This is a genomic window from Candidatus Amarolinea dominans (genome assembly GCF_016704685.1).
Classification (GTDB): domain Bacteria; phylum Chloroflexota; class Anaerolineae; order SSC4; family Amarolineaceae; genus Amarolinea; species Amarolinea dominans.
Map to the genome: position 1 here is coordinate 1 of NZ_JADIZS010000024.1, position 26466 is coordinate 26466.

31 protein-coding genes and 3 pseudogenes are annotated in these 26466 nt (G+C 62.4%); 14 read left to right on the forward strand and 20 right to left on the reverse strand.

Features of this window, described 5'->3' with window-relative positions:
* Positions 1–313: 313 nt before the first annotated feature.
* The 11 genes and pseudogenes from IPF85_RS16785 to IPF85_RS16835 all read right to left on the reverse strand — a co-directional run bounded on the left by IPF85_RS16785 (position 314) and on the right by IPF85_RS16835 (position 6754).
* Positions 314–646, reverse strand: a complete 333-nt coding sequence (locus IPF85_RS16785) for a hypothetical protein (protein WP_343409225.1) — start codon at positions 644–646, stop codon at positions 314–316.
* A 491-nt stretch (positions 647–1137) separates the two neighbouring features.
* Positions 1138–1584, reverse strand: a complete 447-nt coding sequence (locus IPF85_RS16790; protein WP_343409226.1) for a hypothetical protein — start codon at positions 1582–1584, stop codon at positions 1138–1140.
* An 806-nt stretch (positions 1585–2390) separates the two neighbouring features.
* Positions 2391–2936 (reverse strand): annotated as a pseudogene (locus tag IPF85_RS16795) (rod shape-determining protein); the annotation flags it as partial.
* A gap of 125 nt (positions 2937–3061) precedes the next feature.
* A complete protein-coding gene (locus IPF85_RS16800; protein ID WP_343409227.1) occupies positions 3062–3589 on the reverse strand; it encodes an MFS transporter in 528 nt (175 codons plus the stop codon).
* Positions 3525–4100 (reverse strand): MFS transporter, encoded by a 576-nt coding sequence (locus tag IPF85_RS16805; RefSeq protein WP_343409228.1) that lies wholly within the window; start codon positions 4098–4100, stop codon positions 3525–3527. Before IPF85_RS16805 ends, IPF85_RS16800 begins: the two co-directional genes overlap by 65 nt.
* Positions 4022–4576: an MFS transporter gene (locus IPF85_RS16810; protein WP_343409229.1), complete on the reverse strand. Its 555-nt coding sequence runs from the start codon at positions 4574–4576 to the stop codon at positions 4022–4024. Before IPF85_RS16810 ends, IPF85_RS16805 begins: the two co-directional genes overlap by 79 nt.
* A 289-nt stretch (positions 4577–4865) precedes the next feature.
* On the reverse strand, positions 4866–5393 hold the full coding sequence (locus tag IPF85_RS16815; protein ID WP_343409230.1) for a family 20 glycosylhydrolase: 528 nt from the start codon (positions 5391–5393) through the stop codon (positions 4866–4868).
* A complete protein-coding gene (locus IPF85_RS16820; protein ID WP_343409253.1) occupies positions 5356–5622 on the reverse strand; it encodes a family 20 glycosylhydrolase in 267 nt (88 codons plus the stop codon). The genes IPF85_RS16815 and IPF85_RS16820 overlap by 38 nt, the downstream gene beginning before the upstream one ends.
* 39 nt (positions 5623–5661) lie before the next feature.
* A pseudogene (locus IPF85_RS16825) lies at positions 5662–5862 on the reverse strand (glycoside hydrolase family 20 zincin-like fold domain-containing protein); the annotation flags it as partial.
* A 224-nt stretch (positions 5863–6086) separates the two neighbouring features.
* Positions 6087–6371, reverse strand: coding sequence for a deoxynucleoside kinase (locus IPF85_RS16830; protein ID WP_343409254.1), 285 nt, complete (start codon positions 6369–6371; stop codon positions 6087–6089).
* A 209-nt stretch (positions 6372–6580) separates the two neighbouring features.
* Positions 6581–6754 (reverse strand): deoxynucleoside kinase, encoded by a 174-nt coding sequence (locus tag IPF85_RS16835; RefSeq protein WP_343409231.1) that lies wholly within the window; start codon positions 6752–6754, stop codon positions 6581–6583.
* Positions 6755–7119: 365 nt separating this feature from the next.
* Here IPF85_RS16835 and IPF85_RS16840 point away from each other — a divergent pair, with 365 nt between their 5' ends.
* Both IPF85_RS16840 and IPF85_RS16845 read left to right on the forward strand, forming a co-directional pair.
* Positions 7120–8124 (forward strand): lysylphosphatidylglycerol synthase transmembrane domain-containing protein, encoded by a 1005-nt coding sequence (locus tag IPF85_RS16840; RefSeq protein ID WP_343409232.1) that lies wholly within the window; start codon positions 7120–7122, stop codon positions 8122–8124.
* On the forward strand, positions 8117–8869 hold the full coding sequence (locus IPF85_RS16845) for a redoxin domain-containing protein (RefSeq protein WP_343409233.1): 753 nt from the start codon (positions 8117–8119) through the stop codon (positions 8867–8869). The genes IPF85_RS16840 and IPF85_RS16845 overlap by 8 nt, the downstream gene beginning before the upstream one ends.
* Before the next feature lie 184 nt (positions 8870–9053).
* On the opposite strand, the gene IPF85_RS16850 is transcribed toward IPF85_RS16845, so the two are convergent.
* Positions 9054–9233: a hypothetical protein gene (locus tag IPF85_RS16850; protein WP_343409234.1), complete on the reverse strand. Its 180-nt coding sequence runs from the start codon at positions 9231–9233 to the stop codon at positions 9054–9056.
* Between the two features lie 19 nt (positions 9234–9252).
* Here IPF85_RS16850 and IPF85_RS16855 point away from each other — a divergent pair, with 19 nt between their 5' ends.
* On the forward strand, positions 9253–10089 hold the full coding sequence (locus tag IPF85_RS16855) for an alpha/beta fold hydrolase (RefSeq protein ID WP_343409235.1): 837 nt from the start codon (positions 9253–9255) through the stop codon (positions 10087–10089).
* 12 nt (positions 10090–10101) lie between these two features.
* On the opposite strand, the gene IPF85_RS16860 is transcribed toward IPF85_RS16855, so the two are convergent.
* Positions 10102–11346, reverse strand: coding sequence for a hypothetical protein (locus IPF85_RS16860; protein WP_343409236.1), 1245 nt, complete (start codon positions 11344–11346; stop codon positions 10102–10104).
* A 285-nt stretch (positions 11347–11631) separates the two neighbouring features.
* Here IPF85_RS16860 and IPF85_RS16865 point away from each other — a divergent pair, with 285 nt between their 5' ends.
* The 7 genes from IPF85_RS16865 to IPF85_RS16895 all read left to right on the forward strand — a co-directional run bounded on the left by IPF85_RS16865 (position 11632) and on the right by IPF85_RS16895 (position 15619).
* A complete protein-coding gene (locus IPF85_RS16865) occupies positions 11632–11931 on the forward strand; it encodes a hypothetical protein (RefSeq protein ID WP_343408530.1) in 300 nt (99 codons plus the stop codon).
* A gap of 105 nt (positions 11932–12036) precedes the next feature.
* A complete protein-coding gene (locus tag IPF85_RS16870; RefSeq protein WP_343409237.1) occupies positions 12037–12267 on the forward strand; it encodes a hypothetical protein in 231 nt (76 codons plus the stop codon).
* An 11-nt stretch (positions 12268–12278) separates the two neighbouring features.
* Complete coding sequence (locus tag IPF85_RS16875) at positions 12279–12674, forward strand: hypothetical protein (RefSeq protein WP_343409238.1); 396 nt, start codon at positions 12279–12281, stop codon at positions 12672–12674.
* Positions 12671–13753 (forward strand): hypothetical protein, encoded by a 1083-nt coding sequence (locus tag IPF85_RS16880; RefSeq protein ID WP_343409239.1) that lies wholly within the window; start codon positions 12671–12673, stop codon positions 13751–13753. Before IPF85_RS16875 ends, IPF85_RS16880 begins: the two co-directional genes overlap by 4 nt.
* A 322-nt stretch (positions 13754–14075) precedes the next feature.
* Positions 14076–14381 (forward strand): hypothetical protein, encoded by a 306-nt coding sequence (locus IPF85_RS16885; RefSeq protein ID WP_343409240.1) that lies wholly within the window; start codon positions 14076–14078, stop codon positions 14379–14381.
* A 7-nt stretch (positions 14382–14388) separates the two neighbouring features.
* The gene (locus tag IPF85_RS16890; RefSeq protein ID WP_343409241.1) at positions 14389–15147 is read left to right on the forward strand and encodes an SIR2 family protein; all 759 of its coding nucleotides are present in this window, start codon (positions 14389–14391) and stop codon (positions 15145–15147) included.
* Position 15148: 1 nt separating this feature from the next.
* Positions 15149–15619: a protein kinase gene (locus IPF85_RS16895; RefSeq protein WP_343409242.1), complete on the forward strand. Its 471-nt coding sequence runs from the start codon at positions 15149–15151 to the stop codon at positions 15617–15619.
* Positions 15620–15686: 67 nt separating this feature from the next.
* On the opposite strand, the gene IPF85_RS16900 is transcribed toward IPF85_RS16895, so the two are convergent.
* A complete protein-coding gene (locus IPF85_RS16900) occupies positions 15687–16121 on the reverse strand; it encodes a hypothetical protein (protein ID WP_343409243.1) in 435 nt (144 codons plus the stop codon).
* Positions 16122–16137: 16 nt separating this feature from the next.
* Here IPF85_RS16900 and IPF85_RS16905 point away from each other — a divergent pair, with 16 nt between their 5' ends.
* The 4 genes and pseudogenes from IPF85_RS16905 (at position 16138) to IPF85_RS16920 (ending at position 19598) form a co-directional block, all read left to right on the forward strand.
* Positions 16138–16629, forward strand: coding sequence for a hypothetical protein (locus IPF85_RS16905; protein WP_343409244.1), 492 nt, complete (start codon positions 16138–16140; stop codon positions 16627–16629).
* Positions 16626–17405 carry an SIR2 family protein gene (locus tag IPF85_RS16910; protein WP_343409245.1) on the forward strand — a complete coding sequence of 260 codons (780 nt, stop codon included), beginning with the start codon at positions 16626–16628 and terminating at the stop codon, positions 17403–17405. Before IPF85_RS16905 ends, IPF85_RS16910 begins: the two co-directional genes overlap by 4 nt.
* Before the next feature lie 8 nt (positions 17406–17413).
* Positions 17414–18319 (forward strand): carbon-nitrogen hydrolase family protein, encoded by a 906-nt coding sequence (locus IPF85_RS16915; protein WP_343409246.1) that lies wholly within the window; start codon positions 17414–17416, stop codon positions 18317–18319.
* A gap of 159 nt (positions 18320–18478) precedes the next feature.
* Positions 18479–19598 (forward strand): annotated as a pseudogene (locus tag IPF85_RS16920) (CoA transferase).
* Positions 19599–19703: 105 nt separating this feature from the next.
* On the opposite strand, the gene IPF85_RS16925 reads toward IPF85_RS16920, so the two are convergent.
* The 6 genes from IPF85_RS16925 to IPF85_RS16950 form a co-directional block, all read right to left on the reverse strand.
* Positions 19704–19949, reverse strand: a complete 246-nt coding sequence (locus tag IPF85_RS16925) for a hypothetical protein (protein WP_343409247.1) — start codon at positions 19947–19949, stop codon at positions 19704–19706.
* A gap of 110 nt (positions 19950–20059) precedes the next feature.
* Positions 20060–20224 carry a hypothetical protein gene (locus tag IPF85_RS16930; RefSeq protein ID WP_343409248.1) on the reverse strand — a complete coding sequence of 55 codons (165 nt, stop codon included), beginning with the start codon at positions 20222–20224 and terminating at the stop codon, positions 20060–20062.
* 484 nt (positions 20225–20708) lie between these two features.
* Positions 20709–21575 carry a hypothetical protein gene (locus tag IPF85_RS16935; RefSeq protein WP_343409249.1) on the reverse strand — a complete coding sequence of 289 codons (867 nt, stop codon included), beginning with the start codon at positions 21573–21575 and terminating at the stop codon, positions 20709–20711.
* Between the two features lie 8 nt (positions 21576–21583).
* A complete protein-coding gene (locus IPF85_RS16940; protein WP_343409250.1) occupies positions 21584–22135 on the reverse strand; it encodes a hypothetical protein in 552 nt (183 codons plus the stop codon).
* Between the two features lie 47 nt (positions 22136–22182).
* Positions 22183–22917, reverse strand: coding sequence for a hypothetical protein (locus IPF85_RS16945; protein WP_343409251.1), 735 nt, complete (start codon positions 22915–22917; stop codon positions 22183–22185).
* An 82-nt stretch (positions 22918–22999) separates the two neighbouring features.
* Entirely contained in the window at positions 23000–26452 is a 3453-nt protein-coding gene (locus IPF85_RS16950; RefSeq protein ID WP_343409252.1) for an RHS repeat-associated core domain-containing protein, read from the reverse strand.
* Positions 26453–26466: the final 14 nt, after the last annotated feature.

Consider the following 26466-nt stretch of genomic DNA (forward strand, 5'->3'; position numbering starts at 1 on the left):
GCGCCAGGTTCGACGGCGTCGAAGCCAACGATAATGGCGTTCTGGGCTGGTGCGAGATCACGTCAGGGTTGCCACCAACTCGATTACGCCGGCTCAAATTCCCGTGGCCGGAATCAGCGCCGGATCAATGCCACCCGTCGTCAATGGTCAGAAAAACCTTGTAACCCCTGACCCACTCTGCCGAGTTCAGCCAGATACTCCGGCCTTTGCATGAACCTCCTCGGCGAAACGCCGCGCTGATCTCCAGGGTTGGCAGCGATGTAGTCCGGTCTCTTCCCGGCAGACAGAACGAATACCGATCGTGCCAGCGGCCCTAGCTGATGGAAGTGCCGCTTGGCGCAGGCGTGGCTGTAGGTAGAATCGTCGTAGCTGGCGCGAATCGCTGTGCGCTCCCGTCTGCACGGTCAGCAGCGACCCGTCCGCGCAGAAAGACCTGCGCCAGGCCTGCACGCCACGCCCACGCTGACGGTGTGTTCACCACCCAGACCGACGACGAACTTACCTGCGCGGGCCTGCTCATTACCGCTTCCTGAATGGCATCCACCATCGCCGCCGGGCCTTCCATGCTCGGCGCCAGCGCGAAGCAGCGATGTGGACGCCCAGCGCAGCGCCAATTCATCATCGAATTCACGGTCAACAGTTCCACCTGCGTGGAAGCCTCACAAGATCGCGCGGTCCGTTGCGCGTGCCGCTGTAACTGACGGTAACTTCGTACGGAATGGGCAGCACGACCGCAGCTGCGTTCGTAGGCGCTGAATTCCTCGAAAAACCAGCCCCAGAAAGCGTCCGGCGGTAGAAAGTGTAACCCGACATGTTTACCTCGCGGCTCTGTCAAAATTCGGAATCAGCCGGCCGATTCTGGAGGCTGACCGCAGTCAACGCCTGCCGCTGCAGGGCCGGGCGCTGCTCGTACACGAGCGCTTGTGCGGGCGGGCGCGTGCTTTTATAACGTAGGCGAGTTAGAATGGGCAGGGCCAACGTGCTGTCGGTATAGCAGACAGACGATGCTGTCGGGCAGTTGATCCGGGTCACTTGCCCCTTTGGGTGACGGCCGCCTCCGAAGAAGTCGCGCCGCTGAGCCGCCGGTATCAGGCCGGGCGTCGGTAATCTGCACGAAAGTAATCGTGCCCGCACTAATCAAAGCTTACGCATGATTTCCTGAGTGCGGCTCGGTGCAGAATGAAATTCTTGGGGCTGCCGCCGCCGATGATGAGCACCGCGCTCTTGCATACTGGTCTTGGCGCCGTAGACGATGGCCGTCGTTTCGTTGACATCAACCTCCGGGTCGAAGCCCGGTTGGCCGCCGAAGCCGAGCACAACGGCCACGTTCATGCCGATGGTCGAGTCGCCAGGGCTGGAGGTGTAAACCGGCACGCCCGCGTCGAACGCCGCGCCGAGCAGGCGGTGGGTCAGCAGGCGCAACTCGCGCACGCACATATTTGCCCGGGTGATGGTGCAGCTCGGCTGTGCTCCGACGGCGCTGAAATTCCGGCGCAAAGCGCGCATGACGCAGAAGGCATCGGATTTGAGCAGCACCTCTGATCGAAGACGATGTCGTAGATGCGAATGATCTTCTGTGCTCACTGGCGACATCCGTCCACAAAGGGCGAGGTCTGGAAAAGCTCAAAAGCCTAAAGGCGGTGCAGGTCGTGATGGAATTGGCGCCGGTGCTGACGATCAATCAATCATGCCGGCATCAATCAGCGGCACCAGTGCGGCATGGCCCAGTCCGGTCGGCGTGGAAGCGCACCGAGAGGGTGACGCCCACGGTGACATCAGGCGCCAGCATCTTGTTGACGAACAGGCGGCACGCTTCACTAGACGGAACCGCGTTGTAGGCAAGAACCATAGTCGTCTACCGGGTCGGCCACGCTCAAGTTGGTCCGGAATGGGGTGTGGGTCGAAGCTTACGACCGTAGGTTAAATCGTGAATCCTCCTCGCTGCTTAAACCTGCTCATGCGCCGAACGAGTTAACGCTCGGACTGTCGAAGGGCTGATACAAAATGGGGATGTCAAGCCTGCTGGCTCTGCACATCCCCACTCGTTGGCGGGTTGTCTCATCTTGCCGTGCGGCCTGTAGCCGGCGACAGCGGCACGCTGACCGCGGCCACGGCGCGATGGGCCTGCATCAGGCTCCGCTTCATGATAGCTCCAGCGCCTTGCCGGCGCCGATGGCGGCGCAGGCGATGGGGTTCTCGACCACGTCGCAGGGGCACCGGTCTCTTTGGTTAGCAATTTGTCAATGTTGCGCAGGAGGCGCCGACGACGGTGATAACCATGCGCGGTCAATGATGTCGGTCACCAATTCGGGTGGGGTCTTTTCAGCGTTGCCTTGACCTGCTGCCCACAATGGCCTGCATCGGTTCGGTGATGGCCTCCGGTCACTTCCTCAGGTAATCGTGATCGTCTTGGGCAGGCCGGCCACCTGGTCACGGCCCGCACTTCCATGGACATGTTTCCGGGCATCACGACCGCACTGCCGATCTTGATCTTGATCTCTTCGGCGGTCTGGTCGCCAATCAGCAGGGTTGTACTTCTTGCGCACGTAGTTGACGATAGCGTCGTCAATGCGATTGCCGCCGATACGAATGGCGCTCGAGACCACGATGTCGTACATAGAAACAACGGCTGCTTCGTCGTGCCGCCGACGTGCACCACCATGTTGCCGGTAAGGTGTCAATCGGCAAGCCTGCGACAACCGTGACGCCAGTGGCTCAGGAATCCGAGATGAGCTCGCACCACCGGCTTCAAGGGTGGCATCGCACACCGCACGGCTTTCGACGCTGGTGACGCCTTTGGGCGTCGAAATCATGACGCGTGGCCCGAAGAGCGGGTTTGCGGCCTGAGGTGCGGCGGATAAGTAGCGCAACATGGCTTCGGTGACGACATAATCGGCGATCACGCCGTGGCGCATCGGCCGCGCCGCTTCGATGCTCTCTGGCGTGCGTCAGCATATCTGGCGGCTGCTGGCCGACGGCCACGATTTGCTGTCACTGGCAATGGCTTAACCGATGCGGTTCTTGCAGGACGATGCCCTTGCCCTTCAGTAGACGAGCAGGTTTACCGTGCCCAGGTCAATACCCAGTAACTTTTCGAACATGCAATCATTTCCTTCTCTAGCTTGTTTGCAGAGATCAATAGGGCGATTATACGGGAAAGCAGAGTACGATGCAAGTTAGTGCCTGTTGAGATATCCTCACACCAGGCGGGCGGCCCACTTTGCGCGCGTCGTTTCGCCAGCAGGCTGAGGATGCGCGTGTCGCGCCTAGTTGATGGGGTAGAGAGACCAGGATGATACCGGCCACGAAGAAGACGGCGGGAGCGGACCGCGAGAAAGCGAATGGTTCCCAGGGCCGTGGCCGGCTGTAGCCCATCCACCAGGTTGGCATTGGCCACGTAGCCGCTGGCCGACAACAGAGTGCCGGTCAGGGTAATGGTCACCGCACCGACCAGTTTCTGAATGAGCGTGATGACGCTGTAATACGCGGCCTCCTGCCGCTGGGCGCGGCGCAGTTCATCCCAGTCAATCACATCGGGCAGAATCGCCAGCGGGGTGGCATGGGCGGCCGAGACACCGATGCCGGCCAACGCGGCCAGGAGAAAGACCAGGTTGGCCCGCCCTGGCGGCGGCTGAAACTGAGCGCCAGGAGCACCACAGCCAGGAACGCCATGCCCAGTTGATAGCGCGCGGCTTGTCCAGCTTGTGAGAGATCCATACCCACAAGGGCAACGCCAGCACCCCCACCCCAAACAAGAGCAGAAAGATCAGATCGCGCGCGCCGCCATCCAGCCGGAAATAGTCGCGGATGAGAAAGACGAGGACGAATTGAATCAGATCAATCGGCATCCAGGTCAGCAAATAGACGCCTGCGACGATCAGGAAAGCCTTGTTGCTGGCTGCCATGCGAAACGAATCCACCAGGCCAGGCGTGGGCAGGTCCTGAAACTCCGGGCGTTCGCGCACCACGGCAAAAACCAGCCAGACAGGCAGCACACTGGCCAGCCCAAGCAAGGTTGCCATCACCATATAGGCGCTGTGAAGGGCCGGGCCGCTGACGCCCGCTCCCGCGATGGCATCCACGATGGCCAGGGGAGCCACCGCCTCAACAAACCGAAGCCGATGGAGAAGGCCATGCGATAGGAGTGCAGCGAGGTGCGTTCGTCATAACCAGGCGCCAATTCGGGCGTCAGCGCGATGTAGGGCACATTGACCAGGGTGAAGAAGGTGTCGAACAGGATGTACATCGCCGTGTAGTAGATCAGCAGTGCGGTCTGGCTGGGCATGGCGGGAACGACCCACATCAGGATGAAGGCCACACCGAAAGGCAGCGCGCCGAACAAGAGGTAGGGGCGGCGGCGGCCCCAGCGGGAACGGGTGCGGTCGCTCAGGGTGCCGATGACCAGGTCGTTGAAGGCGTCCCAGATGCGCCCCAGGCCGATGGAAATCCCGGCCAGTCGCGGGTCAAGTCCGACCACACTGACCAGGAAGTCGAGGTAGAGCAACGCCAGGGCGGTGGAAGTGAGCGAAAAGCCGGAATCGCCAGCGCCATAGATGATTTTCTTCCAGGTGGTCATGTCTGACGCCTCCAGCGTGCGGTGGAGTCGGGTTACCAGGAACCTGCGGTGAGCGGTAGAAGTTGACGCCAAGCGCCCAGGGCGCGCCGTGTGCGGCCAGGCGTATGCGGAAATCGTCCCAACGGCAGCGGTTGGCCGGAGACCAGGCAATCTCGGCCAGGGCGGCCAGGCGCGGAAGGCCATCCATTCGATGTCGGCCAGGGTGGTGAGGGTTTCGGACCAAAGCGGCGCTTCGATACCCAGGATGTCGTCCTCGGCCACCCCTGCCAGGTAGGTGGCCGGATCCCACTCATAGGTGTCCTGACCTCCACGTAGCCGGCCCAGTGCAGCCCCAGGGGCCGGCGGTGTACTGCATGTCCAGGTAAGTTCTGCTGGCCGGTGACAGAATAACCTGCGAGCCTTGCTGCACCGCCGCGCGCGCGTCGTCGCTGTGCCAGTGCTGAACGACCGTGGAGGGCAGCAGGCGCGCGTGCGCGATCTCCTCCCAACCGATCATCTGTTTGCCGCACGCCTGCACCAGGGTCTGCACCCGTTCGATGAAGCGTCGGTAGGCGGCCGGCGGGGTGGCGGCTGTCTCGTCGCCGCCGATGTGGATGTACGGGCCGGGCGTCAGGCTCGCTACCTCGCCAATCACATCGGCCAGCCAGCGATACGTCCATTCGTCGTCGCAGTTGAGCGAGCTAAAACCAACGTCCGTGCCGGTATACAATGGCGGCGCCGCGCCATCGGCGTTGAGCGCGGCGACTGCGGCCAGCGCGGCGTTGGTGTGGCCGGGCATGTCAATCTGGGATGACCATGATGCCCTGGCGCTGCGCATAGGCGACGATGTCTGCGTAATCGGCCTGGGTGTAGTAACCGCCCGGGCCGCCGCCCACCGCGGTGGCGCCGCCGATCGCGGTCAGGGCCGGCCAGCGGGCGATGTGCAGACGCCAGCCTTGATCGTCGGTCAGGTGGAGATGCAGCCGGTTGAGCTTGTGCAGGGCCAGCAGGTCAATGATGCGCTTGATGGTGGGCACGTCGAAGAAATGGCGCGCCACGTCCAGCATGAAGCCGCGCCAGGCAAAACGCGGCAGATCGCGCACACTGCCGCAGGGCAGCAGCCACGGCCCCGGTTGCACCGTTGGCCACGCGCTGGCCGCGGGCAGGCGCTGGCGCAGGGTCTGCAAACCCCAGTGCAACCCGGCAGGTTGCGGCGCCGTCAGCGTCACCGCGTCCGGCTGGATCATCAGTTGATACCCTTCAGCGCCCAGGGCAGGGTCAGCGCCGACGGTGGTCAAGCGCAGCTGGCCGGCCGCCGCGCGCCTGTGACCACCGGAAGTTCAAAGCCAGTGGCGGGGCGCAGGTGCGCGGCCAGGTCATGGCCCAACGCCAACAGCGGCGCGGTGGGCGGTTCCACCTGATTTGGGTGTCCGCTGTCAGCACAAACGCGCCCTCTGCCTCATGCACGGACGCCGGATATGGAATCATTGGCTACTCCTGTCTGGTTCTTGTCATCATGATGATCCTCGTCTTAGAAGACCAGGGTTTCCTTACCGTGCAAGCGATCCTGAATGCGTTGGGCCACCAACGACAGATGAGACTCGTGCTGCACGTAGTTGAGATTGTCGGTTTCCACGACCAGAACCGGGCACAGCGTGAAACCGGCGACCCACTGCTCGTAAAGATCGTTCAGGCGCGCCAGGTAATCGGGCGACATGGTTTGCTCGTAGTCGCGACCGCGCTGGGCAATGCGATCGAGCAGGGAGGGCACCGACGCACGCAGGTAAACCACCAAGTGCGGCGGTTGTAAGAGCAGCGTGAGCGTGCTGAAGAGCGCGTAGTAGGTCTCCCAATCGCGCGCTCAGATGCCCTTGCAGGAACAGGTTGCGCGCAAAGACCTCGGCATCCTCGTAGACGCTGCGGTCCTGCACGACGGACTGCCTGTATTGCAGGAGGTGAAAATGCTGCTGCAAGCGCCACGAGAAAAAAACGCCTGTGAATGAAAGCTCCAGCGGCGCATGTCCGCTAGAAATCGGACAGGTACGGATTTTCGTCAACCGCTTCGTAGACGGGTTCCCATCCCAACCGGTCGGTCAGCAAACGTGTGAGGGTAGATTTGCCGACGCCGATGTTGCCGGCCACGGCGACGAAGTATTTGGTGGTCAGGCTCTGCGTCATCGTCAGTTTGTTACATCCCATCCGAAATTGAATCCCGCACGATTTGGGTTGACACGACAAATTGCCTTCATCAGAGCACCTCCCTGAGGAAAATTGACCGGGGAAGATTGGCAAACGCGCCAGGTGACGCTGATTGTACCACAGGTGGGCAAAGGCCTGAAGAAGGCCTGAAGAAGGCCTGAAGATGGCCTAAAGATGGAAACACCGAAGCGCTATTTTTGCCTTTCTGCGCGTTTTCGCCGACAATGGCCCGGTGCTTGGATTCTCAATTTGTAGGGGCGCACCCTTGCGGTCGCCCACGCGGGCAGGCGCAAGGCCATGCCCCTACCCCGGGTTATTGAGAAGTGCCTGGATTCTCACACCAAGAGGCAAAGGAATCTACGTTTATGTCTACACGCACCAAACTGATCGCCAGCACAGCGGTCATCGTTCTGATTGTGATTCTGTTTCCGCGCTTCGTGGACATGCCGGCGGCGGCACGGGCCTTGCAGCAGGCTGACCTGCGCTACGGCGCGCTGGCCTCCCTGGCGTTCATTGCCGGGCTGGCGGCCTATGCGCAGCGCTGGCGGGTGCTCCTGGCCGGCCAGCCCAGTCTCGGCGCGGCTTTTCAGGCGGCCAATGTGGGGCATGCGCTCAACATCCTGCTGCCGCTGCGCGCGGGCGAAGCGGCGCGTATCGCGCTGCTGGGGCGCACGACTGGCCTGCCCCTGGCTGAAATCACCGCCAGCGTGGTGGTGGAGCGCGTGATCGAGCAGGTGATGCGCCTGCTGGCACTGGGCGGCGCCTTGCTGGTGGGACTGCGCTTGCAACTGGCGCCCGGGGCTGTGATGGGCGCGGTGGCGCTCGTCAGCCTGCTGGCTGCGCTGATGACCTGGGCGCTGCGCCATCGAGCGCAGGTGCTGGCGCGGGCGCCCGTCTTTCTGGCGCGCCTGCCGGGCATTACCGAGGCGCGCCCGTCGCGCCCTCAGCGGCGTCCTGGCCGGGGTCACGCAGGCCGTGACTTCCAGGCGCTTATCGGCCGCCATGCTCTGGTCGTTCATCACCTGGGGCTGCTTTGGCGCCTTTCACCTGTTGACGCTGGCCGCGCTCGGCGCCGATGGCTTGCCCCAACCACCTGGGGGGCGCTCGCCCTGGGCGCCCTCGTCCTGGCCCCGCCCTCCGCGCCGACGCAGCCGGGCATCTTTCATGCCACGCTGGTGGCGCCGCTGGCCCTGCTCGGCTTCGACCGCGCCGCGCTCACCGCCTTTGCCATCCTCCTGCATCTGCAGCAGATGGTGTGGATGATCGGCCTGGCCCTGGTGGGCAGCGGTGTGCAGGCGTTCAAGTCCGGCCAGGCTGTTGCCGTAGAAAGGGTTGTAGAAAAGGCTGCAGAAAGGGCTGAACATGGTTGAACCACTCACGCTCTACGGTGCGCCTACCTGTGAAGATACGGCGCTTGTGCGCCATCGCTTGCGGGTTCTGGGTGCGCCATTCATCGAAATCAACGTCGAGCGCGACGCCGACGCGTCCCGCCTGGTGGAGCAGTTGAACGGAGGTGCCCGCATCACCCCCACGCTGACCCTGGCCGGGCAGCCGGGACACCTGGCCGAACCGACCATCGAGCAGTTGCAGGATTGGCTGGCCGCGGCCCGGATTTCCTTCACCCTGCCGCGTGGGCTGGACTATCACGGCGAACTCGCCTCCCGCCCCCTGCCCGACTTTGCGCTGGCCGGCCACCCCGCGACGCCGTTTCGTCTGAGCAACCTGCGCGGACGCCACAAGGCGGTGATCTTCTTTGCGCATGACCATCGCTGCCTGGTCTGCGCCGGCTACGCCAAACAGTTGGCGTCCCTGCGCGCCGCGCTGACCGAAACGGACGCGGTGCTCATCTCCGTGCTGCAGGCTCATGAGGAGCAGGCGCGGACATGGGCAGAGGAATTCGCCGCCGGTCACATCGTCCTGGCCGATCCGGACGGCGCGGTCAAGCAGCGGCTGGCGGCTTATGTCAACGCTGATCGGGCGGGAGTCCTGGTGCTGCTGCTCGATCGCTATACCGCGCCGCGCACCCGCATCCAGGCTGCGGACGCCGGCGGGCTTCTGGCGCCTCATGAGCTGGCCGAATGGCTCTACTACCTCGATCGCGAATGCGCGGAATGAGACACCGGCGCCTGCTGGCCCGTGGGGCCGGAGTAGGGCATCACCAAGGTTGCGTAAAGGTTTCGGCTGGCTGATCGCGCTGATGGCTGTCGCGGAGGCCTGGCGCGTGCCAGCCGGATGGCGGCGCGGCCAACGCGCCAGGCCAACCAAATGACGCCGACCGGCGCACTCGCGACCGTGGAGATCATCCTCCTGCGCCGGCGTCGTTCACAGCGACGGCCGTTCCCACACCAACAGCCAGCGCCACGGCAACGCCTGCGCCGACCGCCACGCCCAGCCCAACCGCCACGGAGACGCCAACGGCCATCCCCTCGCCAACGTCAACCAGCGCGCCGCCGGCCGTCCTGACGCCCGGCCAGGCCACCGGCTGGACGATTGCTGAGATGGCCGGCCGCGCTTACGGCGGTGGAACGTTGACCGATCGCGGCCAGGTGGACACGCCGACCGGTTTTACGCGCACCCTCATCACCTATCCGAGCGACGGGCTGACCATCTACGGCTTCATCAACGTGCCGCCGGGGCCGGGGCCATTCCCGGTCATCATCGCCCTTCATGGTTATGTCGAGCCGTCGCAGTACGGCATCCTGAGCTACACCACGCGCTACGCCGATGCCCTGGCGCGCGCCGGGTATATCGTCATCCATCCCAACCTGCGCAATTTCCCGCCGTCGGACGAGGGCGATGATACCTTCCGCACCGGCATGACCGCAGACATCCTGAACCTGATTGCGATCGTCCAGGCGCAGGGCGGGCAGCCGGGGCTGCTGACCGCGGCCGATCCGCAGCGCATCGGGCTGTGGGGTCACAGCCTGGGCGGTGGATTGGCCCTGCGGGTGATGACCATCAGCCCGGTTGTGCAGGCCACGCTGCTCTACGCCGCGTTGAGCGGGGACGAGCAGCGCAATTTCGATTATGTCTATCGGGCCAGCGGCGGTAAGCGGGGTGCGGTGGAATACCATACGCCGCCGGAGATCGTGCATGAGATTTCGCCGCTCTTTCATTTAGAACGCGTGCAGAGCGCGGTGAGCATTCACCACGGCGGGGAGGATGCCGGCATTCCCCTGCCCATCGCCGCGGACCTGTGCGAGCGTTTGCAGCAGTTGGGCAAAACGGTGGAATGTTTCACTTACGCGGGCCAGGGGCACATCTTCAGCGGTCGCAGCGATGACCTTTTCATCGAACGAAGCCGGGCTTTCTTTGCGGCCCATCTGCGGCGCTGAGTCGCCGGTCGCTCACTGCGCCCAGCGCCAACTGCTGCCGTCGCGAGAGTCTTCCACGACGACGTTGTGGCCATCCAGCATGGTGCGAACCTGGTCGGCCAGCGCCCACTGGCTGTCCTTGCGCAGCGTCTGACGCAGCGTCACCAGGTCTGAGATCAACGGCGCGGCCGCGAAACCGCGCTGATTGGCCCCTTCCAGCCAGATGGCGAGCAGCGCTAACATCTCACGCACCAACCGCTCGATCTCAGGCAAGACGGCTTCATGCAGGCTGCTGCGCCTGCCGGTTTGAATTGCCTCCTGCAGGGCATGAAGATAGCCCACCGCGCTGGCCGGGTTGCGCTCTTCGATCAACGTGACGAAAGACGCGGGCAACTTCGCTGGTTTGGTGGTAGAGCATCGCGGAGGGGTCCGTGGGCGGCAGACTGTCCCGGCCGGGCGGCGATGGCTGCCCTGGTGGCGCAGCTCGTCGAAGGAGAAGGTTTCGCCGCTTCTGAAGACCCGATCGGCCGCACCGTCCAGGGGTGCGGATGGTGACTGCGCCCTGACCGAAGACGCGCAGCACTGGCCGGCCGGCTCCATGACGCAGGCGGTGAATTCGTCAATGCCCAGGATCACGAGGGTGGGCGGCAGCATCTGCTCGAGCTTGCGCAGACGCGCCTCGCCCATGAAACAGCGCGAGGTGTCATGGGTCTCGCCGCTGCTGTTGTTCCAGTGCGGGACGACGGCCAGGTCCAGCCCGTAACGGCCCAGCAGGTCCAGCCCGTCGGTCCAGTGCAGCTCGAGACCGACCTTGTAGATTTCGTAGACCGGCAGGGTGAAACGCCCCATGGCGGTGACCGCGGCGCTGGCCAGCACCAGGTGGCTGCCGAAGGCCAGCTTGCCGGCCATCGTTTCGAAGACGGCCGTATTGCGCCAGGAGCGCACCGCGTAGGTGGGGCTGCCCGGCCCGGCAAACAGGTAGTTGGCCCGGCGCAGCTTGCGCAGCACCGCTTCCATCTCGATGGGGGTCGGATAGTGGGCGGTTGGAAACGAGATGGTGTCCAGAGTCAGGCCAAAGTGGGTGGCAAAGTATTCCACGGCGCGCTGCGAGATGCTGTCCACATTCAACTCGAAGTTGGCCGGTGTATCAATGAAAACCGGCGCCACCGTGCCCTTGATACCATCCATGATGTGACGGTGAACATGAACCATCGTCGTCGTCATTTCCCCTGACCCCATCAGGGTCAAGGTGCCGGCTGTTTCGTACAAATGATGCATGGTGGGCCTCCCAGCGGTTTTTCGAACTCAGAACGGTGATCGGTCATCTCATTTGATCTCATTTGACGGAGGCGGGGCCGCAGAGTCACCGCGGATCGCCAGACGGCGGATGGCTTTCGATCGCGAGGGGGCGCGAGGGGGCGCGAGGGGGCGCGAGGGGGCGCGTTCGAAGGCAAGCCAACGCACTTGACGTAGCGCCTGCTGCCGGGTACACTGTGTCTATCGAATGTCAAGCAGACTCCGTCATCTGACAGACGTAGCATTGGAGCATGGGAGAACGTCATTATGGACGCCAGCATTCCGAGTGGGTTGTGGCCGTACTTCCAGGAGTATGATCCGCGTCAACTCAACTACGAGCAGGATGCCGATCTGATCGTTCAACGTACGCTCGAACACGGCACCTGGGAGGAAATTCGCTGGCTGATGACCGTTTATGGCCGCACACGCATCCGTGAGTTCGTCCGCCTGCACGGCGAGCGTATGCTTTCGGCCGCGACGTTCACCTACTGGCGCAAACTGCTGGATCTGCGACGTTGGCGTCACCGACCTTTTGCCCAGGAGGCCAGACAAGTATGGCCCTTCTAGCGCCTTATTGGCAGGCGTTGACGCCAGAAACCCGACATGCCTTCAAGATAGCGGCCGCGCGCGGCTTTTGACGATCCCACTCTCACCATCAGCTTTGATAAAGACATGACCTTTGTGGCGAACTGGCGCGGAGTTGGCGTTAGCTTCTTTCGCCTGGCACTCTACCCGCTGGCGCAGACGCCGTATTTGCTCGACGGTGTGCCAATTGCCACCATCGAAGAGATCGGCGCCATGAAACTCGCCGCTATTATGTCGCGCACGCGGCGGACTACATTGACCTCTATTTCATCTTGCAGCAAGTACCGCTTGAGCAGTTATTCGAAGTTGCATCAGTGAAGTACGCGCGAGTGCGCACCTTTGCCGTCAGTGCGATCCGCGCTTTGACCTACTTCACCGATGCGGAAACCACCCCGATGCCCCAGATGATCCAACGCGTGGCCTGGCCGACTATCAAACGCTTCTTGGAGCGCCAGGCGCTTGACGCTGGTCGCAGACGCCTGGAAGATCTTTTGGGGCGAAAACCAATGAGGCCAATTCTCGAAGATGCCATTTGGCAAACCGAGCGTCGGCTAAAACACTTCGAGGGTCTGCATAGAATGACGAGTGCAGAGTTCGTGCAGCGTTATGAAGACGACGAGTTCGAAGAATCGCTTGATTATGCTGATTGGATTGGCGAGTATCGCCTGCTGAGGCGGCTCAAGGAAAAGACGGATACCTATTGTCACGAAGGAGGAAGCTCATGATTCAACGCAGTCTTTTCTCCCACCCCGGACGGTGGTTGATCTCTCTGTTGTTCGTCGCGCTGACCGCTGTGTTGCTGACAGCCTGTTCGCTTGAAACCCCGACCCTTGCTCCCACCGACATCCCCACGCGGGTGTCGCCTACGGTTGCACGGCCAACCGACACGCCCACGCCGGCGCCGCCCGATGCCGTCACGCCGCTCGCACTCCCGCCCATCCTGCTGCCGGACGAGGTCATCGAGCAGGCGCAGCAGATCGCCAAAGCCAGAACATTGAAGTTGGACGGCGCTTGGGCGCCGGAGCGCACGACCGTCTACACGGAGCCTGGCCGGGGCGCCATCTACCTGCTCAACGTGTTCATCATCCCCGAGGCCCTGCGCAGCGTGGACATGGCGCTCAGCGGCGCGCTCGACAACCAGGTGCTGGGCGTGCTCTACGTCACCCCGGCGGCGGCCGATCTGCCGCCCGATTACCTGGCGCCGGGGTCTACGTCCTGGCGCTTGGCCCCAACGGCAAGCTGCTCAACTTCTTCGGCCAGGCGGGCGGGCCTGAAAGCGCAGGCCGATCTGCGCACCTTCAAGAGCGATCTGGTCATGGCGCAGCCCTTCGCCCTCATCAGCAGCGAGCAGATGTGCCTGGCCTGGGACGCCTTGCAGGTCTGCGTCCGCCAGCGCACACCGTTACCCGTGGAGTTCCAAAACGTGCTGGCGAAAGCGGCCGTTGGGCTGGGCGTCTCGCCGGAACTGTTCGCCATCGAGCGGGGTATGTTCGACATCGAAGGCGTGAACAACCTGCAGCGCTGCGCGGATGCTGTCCAGGAGCGCAAGTTCGAGGCGTGCGAACCGTCCATCCTGGTGGCGCCGATCAATAGGGACGGCCTGGATGCGAAGCCGCCGCCTGAATATGACCCGCTGAAGAGCGGCAAGGCGCCACTGGCGGCCCCGGCCCGTGCGCCGCTGACAGAAATCGCCCAGGCCGGCCTGATCGGCGTCGCCGTGGTCTTCACCGAAACGATCGAAGAGGTCTACCGGGATGCGGAACTGACGAAACCGCGCCGTCGCTGCCCGCCGACGCCTACCTGATGTATGACATCCTGTTCGCCAGCGATCCGCAGGTCGGAACCAACGACGGCCAGCCGATCACGCTTGTCGCGCGTCGAGCTGCGCCTCTCGCCCGCGGTCAAATACTACCTGCCTGACGTGCGCAATGTGCCCTTGCTGGGTGCGCCGGTCAACAGTGATCCGCCGGCCGACCAGGAATCCGAAGTTGCGGCTGTCAATTTGCTTGTGAGGTCTTTGGACGACAAATCTGCCTTTTCAGCGCGCGAATGCCCCCGCCTTAGAAACAACTGAGCACGCCGCGTTCATCGAACGGGTCGCGCGCTATGTGAGCGAAGGGCGCTGCGTGCTGTTCGTCGGCCCGGACAGCGGCGAATCGGACAGCCGTTTCCAGGGCCTGCCCACCAGCGGTCAGTTGGCGGATGAAATGGCGACGGCCGTGGCCTACCGCGGCCGTTACGTCTCCTTCCCGCAGATGGCGCAGGTCTTCGAAGAGCGCCGCGGACGCCAGGCGTTGATCCAATTCCTGCGCGCGCGCATCCACGCGCCGGCGCTGCGCCCCCTGCCGCTGCATCGTGACATCGCCCGGCTGCCCTTTCGGGTCATCATCAGCGGCGGCTGGGATTCCCCTGCTGGCAGAGGCGCTGCGTGAGCAGCGCGTGCCTTTCGACCTGCTGCGCCCCACCTGGCAGGCCGCTGTGGATGAAACCCGCGTCCTGCTCTACCAGCCCCACGGCAACCTGACCACGTTCGACGACCCCGGCGACCTGGTCATCACCCAAACCGATCAGGCCGAGGTCCTCAGCCGGCCCAAGTTCCAGGGCCTGCTCGACCGCCTCAAAGTGGCCCTGCGTGAACGCCCCCTGCTCCTGATCGGCTACGCGCCGGCGCCTGGCGACCTCTTCGTGCGCCTGTACGAGGCCATTCGCCTCTCACAACGGGAATTCACCCCGCCCGCCTTCGCCGTGCAGTCGCTGGGCCGTGAGGATGACATCGCCGCGTTCGAGACCAACGGCATTGCGGTCATCACCCAGGAGCCGGGCGCGTTCCTGCGCGAGCTGGCAGAGGCTGTAGCTGCCCTGCGCGGCCAGCCATTTGACCTGGTTGAACCGGCGCAGATGTCCGATGCACCGCGCCTGACCGTGGATGAACTGACGCGGCAGGGTGCGGCGCTCGATAACATCATGAACCAGATCGGCATCGCCACGTTGGTTGACCAGACCGATGTGCCACTGCTCAGCGAAGAGCAGTTGCGTGACATCCAGGCCATGCGCGCAGCTTATGAGCGCCTGGCGCGCGCCTTCGATCCGGCGCAATCCTCGGCCGCGACCTGGCTGCGCAGCGGCAACCTGGAGTACGCCCGGCAGAACTACAAGCGCGCGGCCGCCTATTACCAACAGGCGCTGGCCGCCGCCTGATTTGGCCGAAGCACATCATAATTTACATTATGTCTACCTGGCGCTCGGCGACTTACCGGCCAGCCTGGAGGCTTACCAACGTGCGGTGACACTGCAGCCGAACCTCGCCATCTTACCGCCGCGCTACCGCATCGAGGCCATCCAGGGCATCGGCGGCGTCGGCGTGGTTTACAAAGCCTGGGACACGGAGCAACAGCAGCCGGTCGCGGTCAAGGTTTTACAGCGGTCGCAGGCGCAGACCGAGCGGCTGCTGGCCGGTTTTCGGCGTGAGGCCAACACCCTGCGTACACTCGATCACCCCGGCATCGTCAAGCTGCTCGATTTCGGTGAGTACCGGGGCAACTACTACATCGTCATGCCCTTTCTGGCCGGAGAAACGCTCAAGGAGGCGCTGCGCAACGCCAAATCTGACAATCAACCAGTGTCGCTTGACCGCGCCTACCGGCTCATCGGCCAGGTATGCGCCCGCTGACCTACACCCATGCACGCGGCATCGTCCACCGCGACCTCAAGCCCTCCAACATCTTCCTGGCGGACGATCAGGTCAAGCTGATTGATTTTGGCCTGGCCCGCTCCTGGCGCCCGGTCAGCAGTCCACCACCAACCTGGTCAGCGGCACGGTGGACTACATGGCGCCGGAACAGGTGGAAGGACGGCTGCCCGACGTGCGCTCCGATGTCTACGCCGCCGCGACCGTGCTCTACGAAATGCTCACCCTGCGCAATCCCAGCCAGGGCGCCTTTGTCCCCGCCAGTGAGCTGCACCCCGGACTCGACGACGCCTTCGACCTGGTGATCGAGAAGGCGCGCCAGCCGCAGCCGGAGGCCCGCTACCCCACGATGGCCGATTTCCACAGCGAACTGGCGCAGGTGATGCTGACCCAGGCCGCCAGTTCGAATGCGCCGCTGGCCTTGCGTGCGGTGAGTCGTATCGCGCGGCGCACGGCTGGCGACCGAACGCGGCTGGTGGGCCATCCTCCTGGCCGCGGCCGTGCTCGGCTTTGGACTACCCCTGCTCAATGTCGCGCCCAGCATCAGCAGTCAAACCCGCTATGTGGCCGTCATGCTGATCATCGGCCTGGCTGGGGCGACCCTGACCGATTGGTTTGCGACCGCCGTGGCGCGCCGTCAACGCAGCGCGTTGATCGTGGCCTACGGTCGCGCGATAGGCGCCGCATTTGGTCTGCTCAATGCCATTTTCTGGCTCAAGAGCTTTCGCCCAGAGGACATTCCTAATCTAGGCGTGGTTGAAGCGGTTGATTTTGCCCTCATTCTGATCTTTTGTTTTGCCAGCAGCATGGTGACGCTGCTGCTCCTGCATCTGCTCATGTTCACCGGCGGACTCCTGGCCCAACGACTTGGACGGCGTTTCAGTGACGGCTTTTTCGTCACGGCTCTGCTGCTCTTTCTGGGGTTCATTGCACTGACCGCGGTTGTGGAACCTGGCTGGCTCGGCGGGCAGTTGGGAGCGCAGGCGCCATGAGTGCATTCCCATGGTTTTCCGACCTGGCCGAACATCTGGCCGACGGCAGCCTGGCCCTGTGGGTCGGCGGCGATGTTCCGCAAACCCTGATCGGCGTGCCCACATGCCAGGCGTTGGCCGCTGACCTGGCGCAACGCTACGGTCTGGCGACCGGTCTGCCCCTGGCTGAGGTGGCGCAGCGCCTGGCCCGCCGCGGGCAGCGCTGGGAATTCACCGATTTCCTGCAGCGGACGTTGGGCGCCGCCGACCACGGCCCGCAGTCGTGGCACGCCTTGCTGGCGAGTTTGCCGGTGAGCCATTTCATCGCCACCGCCTACGATGACCTGCTGGCGCGTGCCTTGCGCGCCGGCAGCCGCCCCTTCGATCACTTGGTGCAGGCCGGCCAGGTGGCCTTGCGCACGCCGCGCGCCGTCGGCCTGATTCAACTCTACGGCTGGGTGGCTCAGCCAGACACCCTGGTGGTAACGGAAAATGACCACTTGCAACTGTGGGAGAATGCGGCGAAAAAGGCGCTGCTCGACCGTGTGCGCCATTCTGGAGGAGCATCATCTGCTGATTCTGGGGCAAGACCTGACCGATCCCACGTTCAAGCAACTGTGGGCCAACACCCTGGGCCGTTTCGGGCGCTGACGCCTGCTGCCTATGCCGTGGCGCCTGGCCTGTCAATGGCAGCGCAGGCGGTCTGGGAAGATCGCCATATCCACATCTTGGAGGCCGCGCCGTTGGCCGTGGTGGAACGGCTGCACGAACTCGGGAACCGCCCCCAAAGCATGTAGGAGGAATGATGCAACGTTTTACGGCTGCCTGCGCGCAATTTGCCATCACGCCGATGGATGCCACGGCCAATATCGCCAAGGCCGGCGCTTGGGTCCAGCGCGCCGCGGATCAAACCGGCGCCCAACTGATCGTGTTGCCCGAAACGGTGACAACCGGCTTCGTCCCCACCGTAGGCCCGCTTGAACTCTGGGACGCCATGGATGAAATTCCCGGTCGCCTCTCAGAGCTGATCCAAAAGGCCGCGCAAGCGGTTGGCGCTTACGTGGTGCTGCCCTCGTATGAGCGCGGCCCGCAGCGGGGCGTCGTCTACAACTCGGCCGCGCTGCTGGGGCCAAACGGCGACGTGCTCGGTATTTACCGCAAGACTCATCTTTTCCCCACGGAACGGATCAACGGGCCGGCTGCGCCCGGCGCGGGCTGCAGCAACGGCTGGTCAACGCCCGGCCATGAGCCGGTGGTGATCCAAACGCCCCTGGCCGCCATTGGCATCACCATCTGCTACGATGGCGACTTTCCCGAACTCTACCGCGCTGAGGCGATCATGGGCGCGGAGGTCATCGTGCGCCCCAGCGCGCTGCTGCGCTCGTTCGAAATCTGGGAACTCACCAACCGCGCGCGCGCCTACGATAATCACGTCTACATGGTGTCGTGCAATGCCGTCGGCCCCGACGCCGGAGGCAACTACTATTTCGGCCACAGCATGATCGTCAGCCCGATTGCGCACAAGCTGGCGCAGGCCCGCGGCACCGAAGAGGTCGCCTTCGCCGAGCTGGACCCCGACCCGATCAAGTTCATCACTTATGGCACGCCCAGCCCCATGATCTTCGATCACTTGCGCGACCGCAACCTCGCGGCCTATCAAAACATCCTGACCCCCGCGCACAGCCGCTTCGAGCCGGCGCGCCGATCGTAACGCAAGCCGCCGGCTTGCCCCACCCCGATCGTAACGCAAGCCGCCGGCTTGCCCCACCCCCCTCAGAGTAAGGAGATTCTCGTGGAACAAGCCTCTGTCCTGCAAGGCATCCAGGTTCTCGACATGACCGAGGCGCTGGCCGGCCCCCTGTGCGCCATGATGCTCGGAGACCTGGGCGCGGACGTCCTGAAGATCGAGCGCCCTGGCAGCGGTGATATGTCACGCGGCTGGGCGCCGCCCTGTGGGAACGGAAAGCGCCTATTTCCTGAGCACCAATCGCAACAAGCGCAGTATGACCCTCAACCTCAAACACCCCGCCGCGCAGGCTGTTTTGCATCAACTGGTGCGCACAGCCGACGTGTTCGTGGTCAACCAGCCCAGCCTGGAATCGCTGCGCAAGCTGGCCGCAGACCCTGACACGCTGTGGGCCATCAACCCGCGCCTGGTCTACTGCGCCGTCAGTGGATTCGGCTTGACCGGCCCCGAAGCCGGCCAGGGCGGCTATGACGTGGTGGCGCAGGCGCGTTCGGGTCTCATGGCGCTGACGGGCGAGCCAGGCTCAGGCCCGATGCGCTATCCCATCCCCCTGAGTGATGCGACCTGCGGCGTCTACAGCGTCATCGGCATCCTCTCCGCGCTGCGGGTGCGCGAACAGACCGGCCGCGGTCAACTGGTGGACATGGCCCTGCTCGACGGCCAGGTCTCCTGGTTGACGCACGTCGCCGGAGCCTACTTCGCCACCGGTCAGCGGCCCAGCAAAATTGGCAACACCCATGCGACGATCGTCCCCTATCAGTCCTTCCGTGCGCGCGACAAGCACATGGTGGTGGCCGTGGGCAGCGAACGCCTGTGGCAGCGCTTTTGCCAGACGCTTGCAATCGAACAGACGGTCGGCCAGGACCCCCGTTTCCGCACGAACTCGGATCGCCTGCAGCACCGCGCCGACTTGATTCCACTGCTGGCCGAGGTGTTTGCCACGCAAGACGCCAGCTTCTGGCTGGAACGGCTGCGCGCCGCGGACATTCCCTGCGGCCCCATCAACGAGGTGGATGAAGCCCTCAACGACCCGCAGGTGGTGGCGCGTGGCATGATCGTAGAGCAAGAACATCCAGTAGTTGGGCCGGTGCGTTCGGTGGGCAACCCGGTGCATCTGAGCGAAACCCCAGTCAGCTATCGCCTGCCGCCGCCCAGCCTGGGCCAACATACGGTCGAGGTGCTGCGCAGCCTGGGCTATGCGGATGAACAGATCGAGCAGCTCAGGGCCGAAGGCGCGGCATGAGCGAATCCCGGCGATGCATGCCGGTCGCAATAGGCCTCAAATTTCACGCCAAGACGCAAAGGGTGAAGTGACTGCCGTGGCGTCTTGGCGTTGGATCCTTTTCTATCAGGCGCTCCGGTAAGGCAACACGCTGCCCGCCGGTCCCAGCGGCGTTTTTTGCCACGAATGACACGAATTCCACGAAAGTATACAGGTACCGCTGATGGTCTCCTTCACCCGGTTGCCGTCCGCGTCATAGATGTAGCTGGCCACGACAGTGCTCCCCTGCTTCACCGGCTGCAAGCGGTTCTCCGCATCGTAGACCAGCGTGTAGGTCACGCCGCCCACTGTGCGCCCGGCTTTCTTTGCCACGAATTACACGAATTTTCACGAATTCCAGGGCCTTTTCGTTTCGATTCGTGCAATTCGTGGCCGAAAGTCGGGCCGATGGTCTCCTTGACCCGGGCGTCACACCACTGACTTTACGGTGCGGGCGTTGGGGTTGCCTCTCCTTGCGGCTCCCGTATTGCCTCCATCTTCGCGTCCACCCGCTCCAGCAGATGCCGGAACTGCGCCATCGTCAACCAGCGATCCTCGAAGACCTGACCGTCCAACGTCGTTAAGAGATTACCGTATCGTGCAGTCATTCTACAGGTTATTGCCTTGATGTCGTTGAACATGCCGGGGTTGCATCCAATACTAATCTGGTCGGCATGCGTTGTGAAATTGAGCTCTGATGGCCAGGGCCATTTGTCAGCATAGCCTACTGGAATCATCGCGGCTGCCGCTTCCTCGTAAGCACTCGCTATCCTAATGTCCTCAGTCAACAGGGCGATTGATTGTCCTGCCCGAACGAAAATCGGACTACCCGTCGGACCGCGATAGTCCCTGTATCTGGCGGCAATGCCCCCTTCAGATCGTTTGGAACACCGCTTGATTCCCGACGCCATCCAAACGGCAGGTCAGTAGCATCCATCAAACCCCGCTCATGCGATTGATGGGCGTTTCCGTGGGAATTGTTCCCGCAAACGGACCTTGCAGGCGCCACACACGCCATCACCGTCTGCAGCACCACCAATAATCCTGCAAGGCTAAGTCCACGATGCCATCGGTAATTCCAGGTTCGGCTCATCATGGCACCACCTTGATCGGCCACTGGTTGGCCCAGGCTGCCGCTTGTCGCGCACCGCTGACCCATGTGCTACCAATGTAGCCGCCCGGAATCCACTTTTCCCATTCCAATGCAGCACTACGGCCAAAAGCGTCTTTCCCGAGCGCGTCTGCCCCGCCCTTTTCCACCAGGTACGCCTGCGAAGTGGCAAGAACCCGCACGCCGGGCGCACTGAACTGTGCCCCGATGCGGCCGCCGCCGACCCCTGCCGGGTTGACGAGTCCGATCATGACCTGGTTCTGCTGCAATTGAAGATCAGCGCCACCAAATCCAATCCCCACCGTAGTTTGCCTTCCTCCAGTTGGAGTCCATTCATTGCCAGCATAAAGTCCCTCCCCCACTGTGAAGCTCAAAGCTGGTTCATCGTAGAAATACAACCCGCCCGCCACCTCGTCCAGCACCTGCCCGGTGAAGCGCCGCTGCGTCGGCGTCGTACCGAAGGGAATGCCACGACTCTCCCCCCACGGCTTGTAGCGAATCTCCGACAGCCGGCCGCCGGTCTCGCTGGCTGTCAGCGCCGTGCTGCCGAGATGATCGGTCGCCAGCCAGCGCACCACCCCGTTGACTCGCAGCGCAATCCGCTGACCGCCGGCCTGGTAATACTTCGTGATCGTCGTGCTGCTGCCGCTCGTTGTCTTCTCGTAGTAGGCGCCGACATAGACCGTCACGCTGCCGCCGAAGTCGGCCTTCACCCGGTTGCCATCCGCATCATAGGTATAGCTGGCCAACACCGTGCTTCCCTGCTTCACCTGCTGCAAGCGGTTCTCCGCATCGTAGACCAGGGTGTAGGCCACGCCGCCCACCGTGCGCCCAGCTTTCTCTGCCACGAATTTCACTAATTTGCACGAATCGAGCTTCTGCCTTCGTTTCGATTCGTGCCATTCGTGGCAAAGATCCGCCCAGCTTTCTCTGCCACGAATTTCACTAATTTGCACGAATCGAGCTTCTGCCTTCGTTTCGATTCGTGAAATTCGTGGCAAGAATCCGCCTTGCTTTCTCTGCCACGAATTTCACTAATTTGCACGAATCGAGCTTCTGCCCTCGTGTCAATTCGTGCAATTCGTGGCAAAAATCCGCCCGTCGTGCTGCTCCCCATCACCGCCTTCACCCGGTTGCCGTCCGCGTCATAGGTGTAGCTGGCCAGCACCGTGCTTCCCTGCTTCACCTGCTGCAGCCGGTTCTCCGCATCGTAGACCAGGCTGTAGGTCACGCCGCCCACCGTGCGCCCGGTCATGTTGCCGTTGCAGTCGTAGCTGTAGACGTTGCTGCTGCCCGCCTGCTGCACCGCATGCGGCTTTGTCGCCTGCGTCCCCGCCCGACAATTCCCCGGCGACGACGCACCGTACACATAGCTCCCTATGCTAGTCGTGCTCGCCGTGGCATTCATCCTATCCTACCTTGATTGTACATCCCAAATTCAGCCACGGAAGTGGCTCAGGCCTCATTGGCACAGTGGGGTACGCTGTTGCGATAAGAAAACAAAGGACAACTGTGAAAAGCGTCCATGTCGCGTATCCCTTGAAGTAACAGATACTCATGTTCTCTCAACACGGGATACACCGCCATCAGTTGCTTAAGTACGTCTGGAGCATCTCTAAAACAGTAGAGCTGGTCATGTCGATCATCAGTGCCGCCGAAATCGTTGTACTCGATGAAATACTTGCAGAAATAGCAGATTCTCAGTCGGGTGCGTTCAGGCAGTTGTCGTCTTAACTGCTCCATCGCACCGCCCAAATCCGTGACTGCGTATCCAAATTGAGTCGATGCTGCAGTTTCGACGTATGCATCGTCCAATGAGAGTTTGAGTTGATAGACGACGGTTCCCCCTGATTCTCCGCCCGGCGTCCGATCCTCATAATAAGGATACAATCGCTCCTCAAGCATGGCGATCTGCAGGATACCATCATGGGATACAAGTACGTTGTGTGGTATCACGAGATAGCTACCATCGGGAAGCTCGTTCAAAACATCTGACAGTATGTGGAAGAATTTGACTTCATTCCACCGGAACTCGCGATTCCCAATGCAAACCATTGCATCCCACTGACTACGATCACTTAACTGTGAGTACCGATGTTCAATCTGGACAATCTCCCTCTGGAGATCACTCACAACATAGCCCAGCAATTGCCGAGCGACACGATTGTCTCGTTCTCGATTACGTTCCATAATCTACCCCCTATCGATTCAGTGAATTACATCATGTGGCGATAATGCTGCGATGCTGCAGAGGCAAGCAGCCAACCTGCATCTAAGGCCAGCGCACGGGCTTTGGTGTCCTAATGAACTGATTCAGACGTTGCCACAACGATGAGTTTTCATCGGTCGGTCCTCCCTGGAACACGGAGAAGTGCCCAGGCCTGCCATGTTGCGGCGTGTATTCGGGCAAACCTAGATCAGTCTGGAGTGCCTCGCTCTCATAGCTCTCGAAGGACTTGACCCAGTATTTATTGGGCCCCGCTTGTGTTTGGCCGTTCTGTAGGCAGTTCGTACAATACACGGATGCGCCATCGGGATCAATTCGTAGCTTACCGCTGCTACGGGCGAGGTCTGGCTTAACCGTCCCACAATTCAGACATATTGATCCTCCTGTCCCAATCCCCCCCACCATTGCCATCATCCCAAGAGCCGCATTCCCCCCATAACCGGACATCGCCTCAAAGATTACGCCATTGGTGGTGGCAGCGCCCAGCGCCAACCCGCCAAGGTTTGCTGCGCCCAATTCCGCTTGAGCTTGCGCATACCCGGTCGAGATGATGCCGTTGAATTCTTCAGTTGGGTTGAGTGGCTGATAGGCGCCTGCGTTCTCGCCAGGGTGCGCCAGGTAATACTGATAATACGCTTGCTTGGCGCCGATTGGATCCAGTCTTCCTCGCCGCAGTTGCATTTCAATGCTTTGGAGCGCATCTATGCCGCCACAACCATCATCTGCACTTGTTCCACATATGGCTGCGTGTCCGCTTGGATCGATGAACCCGAGAGGTTGATTCCCGACGTAGCTGTACCGGTTCAGATTCTGCGGATTTTGCGGCTGAGGAACGATCGTATCCGCGGCCAGGAATCGCCCGATGATCGGGTCGTACCAGCGGGACTGGTAGAAATACAACGCCGTGCCGCTATCCCAACGCTGACCGGTGAAACGGTAGGTCGTCACCTGGTTGCCGGCGTTGTAACGCGCCGCACCAAAGGGATAGTAGCGCAGCTCGGTCACGCGGACGCCGCTGCTGTCCAGCGTCAGCGCGGTGGAGCCGAGATGATCCGTCAGCAGGTAGTAGAGCACACCGCCGCTGCTCTCCGCCACCCGCGTCGCACCAGCGTAATAATACTTCTTGACCGTCCCGTTGTCCAGTTCGTAGTAATTGCCGACGAAGACGCGCGTGACGCCGGCGATGGTCTCCTTGACCCGGTTGCCGTCGGCGTCATAGACGTAGCTCGAAGTCACGCCGCCGCTCATGCCTGTCAGCCGGTTCTCGGCATTGTAGGTCAGCGTGATGTCCTGGCTGCCGTTGATGCGTCGTGTCGCGTTGCCGTTCGCATCGTACCAGTATTTCTGCACGCCGCCGATGTGCGTCACCGCGTGCTTGTGCGCACTGTTCTGGTAGGTCAAGGTCGCGCCCTCGAAGCTTGTGATGTTGCCTGCATTGCTGTAGGCATAGCTGCGTTGAGTGTAGCCGCCGTAGGTGGTCGAGCCGCTGGCCTGGGCTGTGCTCAGCCGATCCAGGGTGTCGTAGCTGAAGCTCTGCGTCTGGCTCCCGCCGTAGGCCGCGGCGTCGGCGATCGTGAGCACGTTGCCTACGTCGTCGTAGGTGTAGCTGATGTTCTGCAGGTTGGTGTAGGGGGACGCGTTGCCGGCCTTCAGCGTCACCAGCCGGAAGTTCTCGGCCGCACTGTAGGTGTACAGTTGTTTCACCACCCCGGCCGTGCTGCCCAGCCAGCGTTCCATCACCTGCCCGCGTTCGTTGTACTGCGTCTTACCGACATAGTAGGTGCTGCCGTTGCTGCGCACTGTGTCGAGTAACCCCTGTGCCGTGTACGTGTAGTTGACCACCTCACCGCCGGGGTAGGTCAGGCTGGTCATCCGATCGGCGGAATCGTAACTCCACTGCGTCACGAACGTCCCGCCGCCTGTGCCGTTGACGTACTTGCTCTCCTGCACCAACCGCCCACGCGCATCGTAGACCCAGCTCGTGATGCCGGAGCTGTCGCTCATCCCGGTGCGCCGACCCTTGCCTTTGTTATCATTGCTGGTATCGTCGTAGGTGTAGTTCGCCAGCGGTGTTCCGCTCGCGTTTGTCAGTCGCTTCTGCGTCAGCCGATTCAAGCCGTCATAGCCAAACCACAGCTTCGTGCCCCGCGCATCGGTCTGCGTCAGCAGGTTCCCGACCGCATCGTAGGTGTAACTCCAAATGCCCATGTCCGGGTCTGTCATGCGCGTCTTGCGCCCCAACAGGTCGTAAGTCATCGCGGTCAATGCCTCATCCGGCCCTTTCATCTGCTCGAGCTGGTCGCTCACCGTGTAGGTGTAGACGGAGCGCGCATACACCGTCGCGTCCCAGTCGGGTTGCCCATTGACCGTGGCCTGGTACTGCTTCACCTTGTACAGCCGTCCCACCGCATCGGTCTCCGAAATCGTCTGCCGGTTCAGCGCATCCAGCACCGCGGTCTTGCGATCCTGGTAGAAGCTCTTGACCGTCGTGCCGTCCGGCTGCGTCACCTGCGTCACGCGGCCCAGCGCATCGTAGGTCGTTTGCGTTTTTGCCTGATTCCAGTCCGGCGTTCGATACCCACCCAGACCGCCCGTGACGGTGTAGTGTACGCTCGCCCGCAGCACTCCCAACGGCTGGTATTGCGTGTTGGCGATGATGCTCTGACCGCTGTCCGCCGCCTCCGCCTGTGTCTGCACCACGCGGCCCATCCCATCGTAGAAGGTGCGACTCTCCAGGTAGTTCGATCCGCTCTCCTTCTGCTCCTGCTTCACCCAGTACGGCGACGGCGGCCCGACATAGTTGGTGTAGCTGAACCGCAGCGTCGGGTTGGTCGCATCGTCGCCGGGTTTGATGACCTGCGTCTGCCGCCCCCACTGATCGTAGCTGTAGCTGGTCGTCGCCAGGTTCGGGTCCGTCACGCTCGTCACCTGTCCCAACACCTTGTCCCAGGCGTAGGTGGTTGTCCCTACGAGCGGCGCAATCATACTCGTCGGCAAGGCGTACAGCATCGGCCAGGCCCCGGCCGTCGTGTCGTAAGCGGTCGTGATCATGTGACCCAGTGTGTCGGTCACGATCTTCGAATTACCCCAGTCGTCGTAGAGGTATCGCGTGTCGGCCCAACTGCCCCCGCAGCTCGTCTGCCCCACCCGCACCTTCGTCACATCGCCCTTGCTCGGCTTCTTGCTGTACGCGGTGTTGTTGTCATAGAAATAGCGCGTCTCCCCTTTGCACACACCCGTCGCATCTTTCGACAGCACCTGCGCCGGCCGATTCACGATGTACACGCCGCCGCTCGTGTTGGCCGGGAAGTAGACCGTTTCCTGCGAACGGTACAGCGTCCCCACCGTGTCGCTGTAGGTGCGCATCGCCGTCACATTGCCGTACTGCGCATTGTTTTGGCTGGTCGTCAGGTACTCGTACGTCGTCGCCTGGCTGCTGGTCCCCAGCGTGTTGGTCACGATTTCGCTGCGCACCCAGTTGGTACCCTTCGTCGTCACACTATTCCACAACG